Origin of the sequence: Nesterenkonia haasae (assembly GCF_010119385.1) — a bacterium.
In the GTDB taxonomy this organism is placed as follows: Bacteria; Actinomycetota; Actinomycetes; order Actinomycetales; family Micrococcaceae; genus Nesterenkonia; species Nesterenkonia haasae.
Genome location: NZ_VFIE01000021.1, coordinates 12,713 through 25,199 on the forward strand (window position 1 = coordinate 12,713; position 12,487 = coordinate 25,199).

Consider the following 12,487-nt stretch of genomic DNA (forward strand, 5'->3'; position numbering starts at 1 on the left):
TCTAGTCTACGGCTCATTGAGACGCCGCTCTTCAATGAGCACTCCGTCGAGTATCCGCTCAATGGCTTTGCGCCCGAACACGCCTGAATGCTCTAGCTCGGCGTCGTCTTCACTGGCGACTTCTTCAAGATCCGCCGATGGTGGTTGGGCCTCGGCCCAGTCTGGAGGGGGTGAGGTGTCATAGAGGTCTTCTGGACGTTCTGCGGTCGCAGTCCATGATGCCCCTGACTGACGGGATGCAAGCCTGCTGCGGATTTCTGCTCCGGTGCCGTTGGGTGCTGCCGAGGCTGCTGGGTTTACACCGTTGCTGCTGACCTCGGGTCCAGAGTCTGGAGCCTGAGCCCGGTTGGCTCGCCGCGCGAAGGCAGGCACAACCGGCTTCTCTGGGATACGTCGGGAGGAGGGTTCATCCTGCTGGGGGTCTCCTGTTTGTCCCCATGCGGAGTGGGGGGAAGGAGAGCCGTAGCCCGATTCCGGCGGCGGAAGGTCAGGCGGCTCCTCAAGGGGTGGCACCCACCCGTCATCAGGCGGTGTGGGTGTGGAGGCGGCTTCGGCCTCGTGCACCGCTGCGCGCGGTCCACGAGGAGCGTGTCCTGGCGCGGTTCGCGAAGGCGCTGGAGGTTCGGGTGTCGCCTTGGAAGGCTCTGCGGGTGCGGGTGCGGGTGTGGACTGGGCCGGAGCTGACGATTCAGTCCGGCCCTCAGCTTTTGGGTGTGCTCCACCGCCGGGTGGGTGGGATCGAGCCTGCGGTTGTGCTCACTGACCACCGAGAGTGAAGCGAACGCTGATGCCCACGACTTCCTGAACTGCCGCAGTGAGGGCCTGTTCACCGCCACGGTTGGTGAAAGTGTTCCGTGCCCCATCATTGCTGAACGCCAGCGCCACTGTTTGTCCATCGAATCTCGTGACCTGCACATTGCCCTTGACGAGCATCCACAGCACACGTGAGCGCGACTTCATAGCTTCTACAACATCTGGCCAGGCCTGTTGCATGCGTTCGGTCTGTCCGGCGGATTGGGGAGCTGAAGACTGCTGGGGCTCTGGCTTATCTTTAGGAGCAGGTTCAGGGCTTGCTGCAGGTCTGCCGGGCTCTGGCTGACTGTGCGGAGCAGGCTCGCTGCTGGGTGCAGCTGACTGCTGATGAGGCACCTCCGCGGGGGTGGTCTGGCGCCGCTGGATTTCTGGTTCGGTGGCAGGCGTCGTTGATTCTGCGGGTTGTCCGCCTGTGGGGGCCTCGCCAGGAGGCGTTGTGCCAGCGCCGGTGGTGAAGTCCATACGGCGCTCCAACCGTTCCAGTCGCGCTGCGACGCTGGCTTGTCCGGATTCTGCGTGTGGGAGGAGCAGCCGCGCCATCAGCAGTTCCAAGTGCAACCTGGGACTGGTGGCGCCGACCATTTCTGTCAGTGCTGTGGCGGTGATATCTGCTGCGCGAGTCAGTTCTGCAGCGCCGATATGCCCGACCTGGTTCTGCATGATGCGGATCTGGTCCTCGGGGACCCCGCGGAGGATAGCTTGCGGTGATTCGGGCACAGATTTCACGATGATCAGATCCCGCAGCCGCTCCAGGAGGTCTTCCACGAAGCGGCGGGGGTCCTGTCCGGACTGGATGACCCGGTCCACCACCTGGAACGCTTCTGCTCCATCGAGGGCGGAGACGGCATCCACCACCTGATCCAACAGTGCGGCGTGGGTGAAGCCCAGGAGTGCCACCGCCCGGTCATAGTCCAGACCGCGAGATTCGGCGCCGGCGATGAGTTGGTCCAACACACTGAGGGTGTCGCGCACCGAGCCGCCGCCGGCTCGCAGTACCAGCTGCAGCACACCTGGCGCGACCTCCACACTCTCTGCAGTGCACAGCCGCTCCAGGTACTCCAGGAGCGGTTCGGGGGGAACGAGCCGAAAGGGGTAGTGGTGGGTCCGCGAACGAATGGTGCCGATCACCTTGTCCGGCTCGGTGGTCGCGAAGATGAATTTGATGTGCTCCGGCGGCTCTTCGACAATCTTCAACAGCGCATTGAAGCCAGCCGCGGTGACCATATGTGCTTCATCGATGATGAAGATCTTGTAGCGGTCGCGGACTGGGGCGAAGGTGGCACGCTCGCGCAGGTCGCGGGCGTCGTCGACGCCCCCATGCGAGGCGGCGTCGATCTCAATGACATCGAGTGAACCCGGTCCTCCGGAGGCCAGGTCCCGGCACGATTCGCATGTCCCGCAGGGCTCACCGGTAGGACCTTCAGCGCAGTTCAGGCAGCGGGCCAGAATTCGCGCTGACGTGGTTTTTCCGCAACCGCGAGGTCCGGAGAACAAGTAGGCGTGGGAGACCGCATCCTTGCCGAGGGCGGTGACTAGCGGGGCTGTGACATGCTCCTGTCCGATGACGTCGGTGAAGGTGTCAGGACGGTAACGGCGGTACAGGGCAGTGCTCACGAACTAGACCTTACCGTGCGCCTCAGAACCGGCGCGAGGGAAGCGACTCAGTCTATGGAACATTCCGCCGTTCATCGGTCGCGGGCGGCCGCTGCAGAATGTTGTTTAGGGCCGTATTACATGGACGAGTGCTGTGTCGAGATGCGGATGATCGTGTTGAGGAGAACCTCGGCGCCGGCGAGGATATCGGCGGTCTCGGTGAATTCCTCCGGGCAGTGGCTCCGGCCATCGCGCGATGGAACGAAGATCATTGCAGTAGGCACTTGTCTGGCCATCTGCGACGCGTCATGCTCGGCACCGCTGTACATTCTCGTATGGGAGAGCCCCATATCCGAGACCACCCGGGAAGCAGTGTTGAGGAGGGGATCTGACATGGCGACCGGCTCTTCCCCGGGAAGCCACTCGAGTTCCAACGTCACGTCGCGTTGTTCTCCGTGCTGCGAGGCGGCAGTCAGCAGCTTCTCCCGGGCCTGGGTCAGCCACTGCGCATCTGGACTCCGGAACTCCCCACGGACCTCCGCTCTTTCCGAGACCACGTTGACGGCGTCGGGCGTGAAGGTGACGCTCCCAGTCGTGCCCCGGCTGGTCTGACGATCCGAAGCGATGGACTCCACTGCTAGAACGGTGCCCGCAGCTGCACATCCAGCGTCATGACGTCTGTTCATGGGAGTGGTGCCGGCATGATCGCGTCTGCCGTGGAAGATTCCGCGAAACCGGCTGATGCCCGTGATTGAGGTCACCAGGCCGATCCGGTTTCCCTGCTCTTCAAGATGCGGGCCCTGCTCGATGTGAAGCTCGACGAACGCGATGACGCCGGTGAAGTCCTTGACGGCTCTGCCGACCTGCGACGGGTCGATCCGTGCCTCCAGGAGTGCGTCACCGAACCTTGTTCCGGCCGCGTCTTGGGCATTCAAGTGTGCCGCGCTGAGAGTTCCGGTCAGCGCACGCGAACCTACGCAACTGATGCCGAAACGGTTCGGCTCCTCGTTGAAGAAGTCGACGACCAAGAGATCCTGAGCCAATCGAGTGCCGCTGGCCCGTAGGGTGCGCACAACCTCCAGGGCAGCAGTGACGCCCACGTTACCGTCGAACCTCCCACCACCAGGCACGGTGTCAGTGTGCGAGCCAGTCATGATCGTCCCGGCACCAGGTCGGTCACCCTTGAGAAGGCCGAGCACGTTTCCAGCTTCATCGATGCGCGCGTCCAAACCTGCCTCGATCATCTGCCTGAGCACCCAGTGACGGCCCGTAACGTCGAGTTCGCTCAGCGCCACGCGAGACCAGCCTGGAGCAGAATCGTCGACCATGGTCGCCAGAGCCTGGAGGTCACTGATCATGTGCTCTCCGTGATCTGCGAGTTCCACATGCTGTGTCATGGCCGAATGCCTAATCTGTATGGGGCTTGAATGTCTGGAGGTGCGTGCTGTACACCATAGCTTGACGGTGAGGTCATTGGACCCATTAAAATCGCGTCACCGGTTCGTTCAACGCTTGTGTCTGTTCTTCGAGGTTCGTCTCCCAGCCAGGGGCTGACCAGGGGCCCGTGTCGAACCTAAGAGTGCAAGTTGCTGCAGAAGGGAACGGACATGGAGAGTCCTGCCACGTTAGAGGAGCAAGCCGCGGAGGTGGCTGCTGAGATCGGCAAGATCGTCGCCGACGAAGGGCTGACAGTGGCGGTGGCAGAATCGCTCACCGGCGGAAAGTTGGTCAATCAGTTGGCAGCGGCGAAAGGATCCGGCCAGTGGTTGGTCGGGGGTGTCGTCGCGTATCAGTCTTCGGCCAAGCACCGCGTGCTTGGAGTGCCTGAGGGACCGGTGATATCCCAAGAGGCGGTCGTCAGCATGGTTGAAGGGGTGACCGCCGTGTTCGGAGCTGACGCAGCCGTAGCAGCCAGTGGAGCTGGAGGACCAGATGGGCAGGAGGGACAGTCTCCAGGGACAACCTGGCTGGCTGCGGAAGCCGGGGGACACGTCGAAACGGAACGTCATCACTTCTCCGGGGAACCTTTGGAGATACTTGCTCAAACGCAGCTCCGCGCCTTGCAACTATTGCGATCTGCTTTGGTGAAGCACACTCAATAAGCCCCGGGGCGTCCCTAGCAGCCTGCTGGCGGCTCTCGAGGAGACCGGAACAGAGAGGCCCCGCCCGAGGCGGGGCAGTAGCCCGGGCCCTCAGATGTGTCTTCAGAGGAACTATGCGCCAGTGTCACAACGCTGGAATCAGGCCAATGTTTCAGGCCAGAGTCCTGCCGTTGCTCAATTCGCGGAGGCGGGGGGATTTGAACCCCCGATCCCCGGTTAAGGGGATCCTTCATTAGCAGTGAAGTCCGTTCGGCCGCTCCGGCACGCCTCCTAGTCACGTCAGGTGCGATATTCGCTCTTGACGCGACTCCCTAGGTTAGCGGCCAAGCGCTCGCAGAGCAAAGTAGCCGCTCCAGCAGCACCCGGTAATGTGGAGACAGTGAGTAATCAGCACGAGTATGTGATCGCGGTGGTCGGAGCCGGACCACGGGGCACCTCATTCCTTGAACGTCTCCTGGCCTATGTGGAGCGTTGCAGCCCGGGGCAGCGACGCAAGCTCAAAGTCCTTGTTTTTGATCCCGCGCCTCCCGGCCCAGGACGTGTGTGGGACCCTAACCAATCTCCGCTGTACCTCATGAACACCCCGGCGTCCTTCCCCACCGCAGCTCCCTCAGGTGGCACTCGCCGCAGTCTGCCCGCGTCGTCGTGCTCCATCAGCTTCCTGGAGTTCTGCGCCACTGCGGGCTTCGACGACGACGCCGTCTCCTACCCGACCCGCAGGCAATATGGCACCTACCTGGCGTGGATTAACAAGGAAGCCTCGGCACACCTCCGCGGTCGCGGAGTAGCCGTAGAACACATCTCAGCGGAAGTGACCGGCCTGACACGGCAGAACGATCAGTACCTGCTTGAAACTGCAGACGTGGAACGCACTGCAGACGCGGTCGTGCTCGCTATTGGACACTTGGACGCTGAACTGGCCGCAGGGCCTGCACACCTCGCTGCGCAAGCCGAAGACCATGGCTTGCACTACCAGGGCCCCGCTATCCCAGTCGACGTGGACTACGGACTGTTCCGGCCAGGTCAGAATGTGCTGGTGCGCGGACTCGGACTCAACTTCTTCGACTTGATGATCCAGGTGACTGCGGGGCGGGGAGGACAATTCCGACTCAACCCCGACCCCGCACCAGGACAGCGCTACACGTATGTGGCGTCCGGCGACGAACCTCATCTGATCGCGGGCTCGCGGCGCGGGACACCCTACCGAGCGAAGACACTCGCACCAGGGTTCGTGCCCTCAGGAATCCGGCTAGCTCATCTGACGCCGGAGGTGACGAACGCTCTGATTGCCAAGCACTCAGAGCTGGACTTTGCCGCCCACCTGTGGCCGCTGATTGAACAGGACATCCAGGCGACCTATACGCAGTACGGCGGGTCTGGAACGTTCGACGTCATCGCGTATGCCAAACCATTTCAACACCGCAGCTGGACCTCACCCCAGGAATATCAGCAGACCCTGGTCCAGTGGCTGGAAGATGATGCCTCCTCCTCAGCCGCAGAGGAGGATTCGCCAGAGAAGATGGCGGCCAATGCCCTCCATGCGGCCCGACTTCAGATCAAAAAGTTGGTGGCTGACCGGCGGATCCAACAGGGTTCGGTGCTGCGCGACATCGAGGGTTGGTTCGAACCGCTGGTAGAAGGACTGGCATCTGGGCCGCCGGTGCAGCGTATTGAGGAGCTGGCCGCCCTGGCACGGGCCGGAATTGTGGAGTTCCTGGGCCCTGAGCCGGTTTACGGCGTAGACACCACACAGGGTGCATTTATTGCTGACTCGGCCGCCGTTCAAGGTGCCCGATACACCGCTGAGCACATGATTGAGGCGATGATGCCGCCGAACCGTATCACCCAGGCGCGGTCGCCACTGGTTCGGGGATTGCTCGACCACGGCCTTGCGACCCCAGCGGTCATCGAATCCGGTGGGCAAGCCCATGTGCACAAGGGGTTCAATGTCACAGCAGAACCTCACCGGCTGATCCACGCCGACGGAAGCGCAGGACAAATCTATGTCTTGGGGCTGCAGTTGTCCTCCGTTCAGTGGGGGACAGCAATCGCAGCAGAAGCCGGCGGAGACACGCGTGGATCGGCGCGAGCTCTGGCTGACGCAGATGCCGCGGCTGCCGAGGTCGCCTCAGCCGCCGCCAGGGGCCAGGATCTTCCCAGCGTTCAAGATGCCGTGAGGGTCCAGTGAGGTCTTGATCGTGCGCATAGTCGCTATAGCGGAGGCGTGTTCTTTGGCCATCGCGCTGACCTTCCCGAGCCCGACGCCGTGCTCACCGGTGCACGTTCCGCCTACGGCCAAAGCCCTGTCCAACAGGCGAGCGTTCAGCTGGTGCGCCTTCTGCTGAGCTTCTTCATCCCCCGGGGGCAGCAGGATCGCCAAGTGAAAATTGCCGTCACCCACGTGGCCCACGATTGGGGCGATCAAACCGGTCGTGCTGAGATCCTCCTTGGTGGCGAGGATGCACTCAGGCAGCTTGGATATCGGCACGCACACGTCAGTGGTCAGTGAAGCAGATCCTGGGATCAGCGCCAGCGCGGCTGGTAGCGCATCATGACGCGCCTGCCACAGGTGGGCAGCTTCTTCGGGGTCGGTAGTGGAGGCGTGCTCGGCGGCGTCGTACGCCTCTGCCAGCGCAGCGAATCGAGAATACTGATCCTCCACCTCCGAGGGGCCTCCGACGAATTCAACCATGAGTGTTTCCGTCACCGGTGCGGTGTAGCCGGTGTACTTGGCCAGCGCGTCAACGGTGACCCGGTCCAACAGTTCCACACGGGTCAGCCGGAGGGAGGATCGGAGGGCCTTCACCACCAGGTCTACTGCCTGTTGCAGCGAAGGCAATGACCAGACGCCCATTCGCGCGGTCTCGGGAATCGGATGTAGGGAAAGCGTCACCTCGGTGATGACTCCCAGTGTGCCCTCAGATCCCACGAACAGATGGGTGAGGTCATATCCGGAAGAGCTCTTCTTTGTGGTCGAGCCCGTCTTGACCACCGAACCGTCAGCCAGCACGACCGTCAGCGCAAGCACGTTCTCCTTCAGGGTTCCGTAGTGAACAGCAGTGGTTCCGCTGGCCGACGTGGCGGTCATGCCTCCTACGCTGGCGTCGATCCCCGGGCCAGCTGCGAACTGCAGCTGGTGCTCTATCAGGGCCTCGTTGAGCTCAGACTTCATAACCCCCGCCTCGACCGTGGCATAGAGGTCATCGGCAGCGACGCGCAGAACCTGATTCATCCCGGAAACATCTAAGCAGATGCTCCCAGCAGTTGTGTTGGCGCCCCCTTCGAGTCCGGTGCCAGAACCGCGAGGAACCACCGGAGTGCGGTGCTGGTGGCAGATCCGCAGTGCTGCAGAGACATCGGCAGTGCTTGAGACCTGCACCGCCGCTAGCGGCGGCTCCCAAGAGTGGTACGAACGGTCATGAGCCCTGGAATCCAGAATTTCCGGTGCGGTAGAGACCTTGTCGCCGAGCGCGGCGATGAGGTCACGGACCACGGGGGAGTGGGCGGGGATTTTCTGCTGAGTGGTCATGAAGGCCTGCTTCTTCTCACATGTGGTGTGGGATCAGGATGCTGTGGGCATGCGCCGAATGGTCAGAGACTGCGTCAATACTCCCACCGGACCTCCGATATCGTGCAGAAGGCTGTGCGTCAGGCCCACACCGCGGGGACCGACTGAAGCAGTGACATCAAGTCCGACCCATTCGCCGCGGGGCTGGCGGAAGAAAGAAACAGTGGAATCGACGTTGGGGTAGGCCGCAGCAGAGGGGTCCACGGCCATAGCGAGTCCGTTGGCGACGTCGATCAGGCCCAGGTAGCCGGCTAGGTCACTAGTGCGCTCGCCCTCGATGAGTGGAAGTTCCGCGCGGAGCCATGCCTGGGCCCGGCCGGGGCTCAAGGATCGACGGCGCCCTTCCAGCGAGGCGATGAACTCACCGGGCCAGATCTCGGCCGCGTGCCAGGGTTCACACTCCTCCGGTGCGGGGAAACCCTCCTGGGGGTGGTGCTCAATATCCTCAGTAGGGGAGTCGATCAGCGACCAGGCGCGCATCACCGCAATTGTCCGATCAGCGTGGGTCATGGAGACCTGGCTCAGCTCAATGGTGCGTCCGGGGCGGAGCAGACTGACCGATACCTCCACCTGATCAATCGGCACGGTGCCGTAGATGTCGAAGCTCAAGCGCGTGATGTGCAGTGGCCGGTCAGTACCCTGGTGGCGTTCAAGCGCATGAGTCATGAGTCCCATCGCCGGGGCGATGTGCTGCTGGTTCGGGTCCCAGGCGCCGGCTGTAGCTTGCGTCGCGCGATACTTGCCATTTCCCAGTGCGGAGAAGTAGGCCGGTGGCATCGAGTTCGTGGTCAAGGGGCCCCCAACTGGCTGTCGAATGTGCGGAATGATCACCAAAGTATCAGCCGCAAATTCATTTACCTACCGAATGGTCAGTAAGTCTGCTACAGTTTTCGCCAGTGACTTGAATCACACGAAAATCTGGTGATTGCGCCAGCATTCACGTCACTCGCATCCCGAACAATCAGGCGCCAACGGAGGCACAATGACCCAGCAGGCCTACCTCAGCAGAGAGGGCCACAGTGTGACCCGCGAGGAGAAGAGAGTTCTCGCCGGAACCCTGGTGGGTACCACGATCGAGTGGTACGACTTCTTTATCTATGCGCAGGCGGCGGGGTTTGTCCTGGCCGTGCTCTACTTTGAGCCCCTCGGTGCGGAGTCCGAGACTCTTGCGCAGATCGTCGCCTGGGCATCAGTCGGCATCTCATTCCTTTTCCGCCCTCTCGGCGCTGTCCTGGCCGGTTGGCTCGGGGACCAGTTCGGACGCAAACTCGTTCTGTTCATCACGCTGACTGGTATGGGTGGGGCCACTGTCCTGATTGGTCTCCTCCCCACCTACGCCGCCTGGGGGCTGGCTGCCCCGATTCTGCTGATCGTGCTGAGGATCATCCAGGGTCTTTCGGCCGGAGGCGAATGGGGTGGTGCAGCTTTGCTCGCCGTCGAACATGCCCCGCGCCACAAACGGGGCCTCTTCGGCATGTTCCCGCAGATCGGCGTTCCGCTGGGTATGCTCCTGGCGACCGGATTCATGTTCGGGCTCAATGCTGTCCTCACCGAAGAGCAATTCCTGGAATGGGGCTGGCGCGTGCCGTTCCTGTTCTCCTTCGTGCTGATTCTCATCGCCTTCTTCATCCGGTGGAAGGTCGAGGAGTCCCCGGTCTTCAAAGAGATGAAGGAACGCAAGAAGGAATCTTCCGCCCCGCTGAAGGAACTGGTCACCACACATAAGAAGTACACGTTCCTGGCGGCCCTGATCTTCGCGGCGAACAATGCCGCGGGCTACCTGGTCATCGCCTTCTTCGCCGCCTACGGTGCGGCAGAACTCGGGATGTCACGCACCGAAACTCTGATCGCATCGCTGATCGGTGGCGTCGGATGGTTCATCTTCACCATGCTTGGAGGTTGGATCTCCGACCGCATCGGACGTGTGCGGACATTCCAGATCGGTTACGCGATCATCATCGTCTGGGCGGTGCCCATGTGGTTCTTGCTGGACACCGCCTCGCTGCCCCTGTTCGCGCTGGCCATCTTCGTCCTCACCATCGGCCTCGGCCCTTCATACGGCCCGCAGTCGGCTCTGTACGCTGAGATGTTCCCCGTCTCTATCCGGTTCTCGGGAGTCTCCATCGGGTACGCGCTGGGGTCCATCATCGGCGGCGCATTCGCTGCTACGATCGCTCAGGCGATTCTGGACACCACCGGTCAGTCATGGCTGATCGGGGTCTACATCGGTGGCCTTGCGGTGATGTCCTTCATCGCGGTCTCCATGGTCCCCAAGAACCTTCAGGGAATAGACCTGCAGGACGATGGAGAGCGCGAAGAACTCCGGCTTGGTGACAAGCAAATGGTTCACTGATTCACCACTCAACGCACGACCCCCGCCCAGTCTCGAGGAGGAGACCAATATGACCAACACCCTAGCTGTTCGCGTAGCTGCCGCCGCGGCAACCGCGGCTCTGCTGCTGACCGCCTGCAATGGCGATGGCAGCGCCGATGAAGCGAACGACGAAAACGGCAACGGCGGCGACGCCGCTGAGAGCTACTCCATCGGCATCACCCAGATCGTTTCCCACCCAGCCCTGGACTCCGCCAGGGACGGATTCAAGAGTGCGTTCGACGACGCCGGAATCGACGTCGAATGGGACGAGCAGAACGCGCAGGGCGAGCAGGCCACGGCTTCGAACATCGCCGGTACCTTCGCCACTGCAGATCTGGACCTGGTGCACGCCATTGCGACCCCTACCTCGCAGGCGGCAGCCCAGCAGATTACTGACATCCCGATCGTGTTCTCCTCGGTGACCGATCCGGAGGAGGCTGGCCTAGTCGACTCCTGGGAGGAGCCCGGAGGCAACATCACCGGAGCCTCAGATATGAACCCCGTGTCCGAGCAGCTGGAACTGCTGCAGGAGATCATGCCCGACGCCGAAACTGTCGGCGTGGTCTACTCCTCAGGAGAGACCAATTCCCAGGTGCAGGTCGAGATGCTCCAGGAGGCCGCTGAAGAGCTGGGCCTCGAGGTTCAGGAAGCGACGATCTCAGCCTCCTCCGAGGTGCAGCAGGGCGTGGAGTCACTCGACGTGGACGCGATCTATGTGCCTACCGATAACGCTGTGGTTTCAGCCCTGGAAGCCGTGATTCAGTACGGCCAGCAGAACGACGTACCGATCATCGCTGCCGAGGCGGACTCAGTGGTCCGCGGGGCTGTGGCCACCTACGGCATCGACTACCAGCAGTTGGGCTATCAAGCTGGTGAGATGGCCATCCGCATCCTGGTAGACGGAGAAGACCCAGCGTCTATGGCCGTAGAGACACAGTCGGAGTTGGAGCTCACCGTCAACCCGGATGCCGCTGAAGAGATGAATGTGGAGCTCCCCCAGGAGGTTCTCGACCGTGCTGACGTAGTGGTCGGTGAAGATGTCGAAGCTGAAGACCCAGCTGACGCCGGCGAGGATGACGACGAAGACGAATGATCACAGCGCTTGAACTGGGCCTGATTTATGCGATCGTAGCCCTCGGGGTATACCTGACCTTTAGGATCCTGAACTTTCCGGATCTCACCGTCGACGGTTCCTTCACCTCGGGGGCCGCGACCGCGGCCATTCTCATAGTCAACGGTGTGGACCCGTTCCTGGCCAGCGGCGCCGCCTTCGTGGTGGGCACCTTGGCCGGGCTGGTCACCGGTCTGCTGCACACCAAGGGCAACATCAATGGTCTGCTGGCCGGCATCCTGACCATGATCGGGCTCTACTCGATCAACCTCCGGATTATGGGCGGGGCCAATATTCCGCTGCTAGGCGAGGACACCACAATCTCCCTGCTTCGCCAGTTCGCTGGCAGCGGCTGGAGCTCGGTGCTGGTTCTGGTGGCTGTGGCTCTGGTCTTCAAGATCATCATCGACTGGTTCCTCCATACGGACGCTGGCCTGGCCCTACAGGCCACCGGTGACAATGAACAGATGATCCGTTCTTTCGCAGTATCAACTGACCGAATGAAGATCACTGGTCTGATGCTCTCAAACGGTTTGGTAGGACTCGCCGGTGCCGTAGTCGCCCAACATCAGGGTTTCGCCGACATCGGCATGGGCATCGGTCTGATTCTGGTCGGACTGGCGTCAGTCATCGTCGGCCAAGCGATCTTTGGAACCCGCGTGGTCATCCAAGCCACTATGGCAGTGGTGCTCGGAGCCGTCATTTACCGGCTGGCGATTCAGCTGGCACTCAACGCAGGCTTGAACCCCAATGACATGAAGCTGATGTCCGCGATTCTGGTCATCGCCGCTCTGCTCCTTCCGCAGTGGGACGGATTCCGGAAGTTCGCGGCTCGGCGCAGAAGAGGTCGGTCAGCTCTGCACGCAGCAGCTGAGGCCACTCTGACCGAGGATGCAAACATTAATGGGAAGAGGGTGAGCTGAGTC

The 12,487-nt window shown here is 62.0% G+C and carries 10 protein-coding genes and 1 tRNA gene; 5 read left to right on the top strand and 6 right to left on the bottom strand.

Going from position 1 to position 12,487, the window contains the following annotated elements; all coding sequences use genetic code 11:
* Window positions 1–6 precede the first annotated feature (6 nt).
* The 3 genes from FH975_RS16955 to FH975_RS09770 all read right to left on the bottom strand — a co-directional run bounded on the left by FH975_RS16955 (window position 7) and on the right by FH975_RS09770 (window position 3,803).
* On the bottom strand, window positions 7–564 hold the full coding sequence (locus FH975_RS16955) for a hypothetical protein (RefSeq protein ID WP_328821852.1): 558 nt from the start codon (window positions 562–564) through the stop codon (window positions 7–9).
* 192 nt (window positions 565–756) lie between these two features.
* Entirely contained in the window at window positions 757–2,427 is a 1,671-nt protein-coding gene (locus tag FH975_RS09765) for a DNA polymerase III subunit gamma and tau (protein ID WP_328821853.1), read from the bottom strand.
* A 116-nt stretch (window positions 2,428–2,543) separates the two neighbouring features.
* Complete coding sequence (locus tag FH975_RS09770) at window positions 2,544–3,803, bottom strand: Zn-dependent hydrolase (protein WP_162321210.1); 1,260 nt, start codon at window positions 3,801–3,803, stop codon at window positions 2,544–2,546.
* Window positions 3,804–4,013: 210 nt separating this feature from the next.
* On the opposite strand from FH975_RS09770, the gene FH975_RS09775 reads away from it, so the two are divergent.
* Complete coding sequence (locus tag FH975_RS09775; protein ID WP_162321211.1) at window positions 4,014–4,508, top strand: CinA family protein; 495 nt, start codon at window positions 4,014–4,016, stop codon at window positions 4,506–4,508.
* A gap of 182 nt (window positions 4,509–4,690) precedes the next feature.
* Here the strand turns inward: FH975_RS09775 and FH975_RS09780 are convergent.
* Window positions 4,691–4,779: transfer RNA gene (locus FH975_RS09780), tRNA-Ser, on the bottom strand.
* A gap of 108 nt (window positions 4,780–4,887) precedes the next feature.
* Between FH975_RS09780 and FH975_RS09785 the strand changes: the two genes are divergently transcribed.
* On the top strand, window positions 4,888–6,696 hold the full coding sequence (locus tag FH975_RS09785) for an FAD/NAD(P)-binding protein (RefSeq protein WP_162321212.1): 1,809 nt from the start codon (window positions 4,888–4,890) through the stop codon (window positions 6,694–6,696).
* On the opposite strand, the gene FH975_RS09790 is transcribed toward FH975_RS09785, so the two are convergent.
* Complete coding sequence (locus FH975_RS09790; RefSeq protein WP_162321213.1) at window positions 6,637–8,037, bottom strand: FAD-binding oxidoreductase; 1,401 nt, start codon at window positions 8,035–8,037, stop codon at window positions 6,637–6,639. The two genes, FH975_RS09785 and FH975_RS09790, sit on opposite strands and share 60 nt — an antisense overlap.
* A gap of 33 nt (window positions 8,038–8,070) precedes the next feature.
* On the bottom strand, window positions 8,071–8,868 hold the full coding sequence (locus FH975_RS09795; RefSeq protein WP_202923174.1) for a thioesterase family protein: 798 nt from the start codon (window positions 8,866–8,868) through the stop codon (window positions 8,071–8,073).
* A 190-nt stretch (window positions 8,869–9,058) separates the two neighbouring features.
* On the opposite strand from FH975_RS09795, the gene FH975_RS09800 reads away from it, so the two are divergent.
* The 3 genes from FH975_RS09800 to FH975_RS09810 are packed head-to-tail and all read left to right on the top strand — an operon-like array spanning window position 9,059 to window position 12,484.
* Window positions 9,059–10,429: an MFS transporter gene (locus FH975_RS09800; protein ID WP_153078869.1), complete on the top strand. Its 1,371-nt coding sequence runs from the start codon at window positions 9,059–9,061 to the stop codon at window positions 10,427–10,429.
* A 49-nt stretch (window positions 10,430–10,478) separates the two neighbouring features.
* Window positions 10,479–11,543 (top strand): ABC transporter substrate-binding protein, encoded by a 1,065-nt coding sequence (locus tag FH975_RS09805; RefSeq protein WP_162321214.1) that lies wholly within the window; start codon window positions 10,479–10,481, stop codon window positions 11,541–11,543.
* Window positions 11,540–12,484, top strand: coding sequence for an ABC transporter permease (locus FH975_RS09810; protein WP_153078867.1), 945 nt, complete (start codon window positions 11,540–11,542; stop codon window positions 12,482–12,484). Before FH975_RS09805 ends, FH975_RS09810 begins: the two co-directional genes overlap by 4 nt.
* The last annotated feature ends 3 nt before the right edge of the window (window positions 12,485–12,487 follow it).

What these genes read in the sequence shown, in the direction of transcription:
- FH975_RS09810 (WP_153078867.1), top strand. Translation starts at nt 11,540, where the DNA reads ATGATCACAGCGCTTGAACTGGGCCTGATTTATGCGATCGTAGCCCTC.
- FH975_RS09805 (WP_162321214.1), top strand. Translation starts at nt 10,479, where the DNA reads ATGACCAACACCCTAGCTGTTCGCGTAGCTGCCGCCGCGGCAACCGCG.
- FH975_RS09790 (WP_162321213.1), bottom strand. Translation starts at nt 8,037, where the DNA reads ATGACCACTCAGCAGAAAATCCCCGCCCACTCCCCCGTGGTCCGTGAC.
- FH975_RS09775 (WP_162321211.1), top strand. Translation starts at nt 4,014, where the DNA reads ATGGAGAGTCCTGCCACGTTAGAGGAGCAAGCCGCGGAGGTGGCTGCT.
- FH975_RS09800 (WP_153078869.1), top strand. Translation starts at nt 9,059, where the DNA reads ATGACCCAGCAGGCCTACCTCAGCAGAGAGGGCCACAGTGTGACCCGC.
- FH975_RS09770 (WP_162321210.1), bottom strand. Translation starts at nt 3,803, where the DNA reads ATGACACAGCATGTGGAACTCGCAGATCACGGAGAGCACATGATCAGT.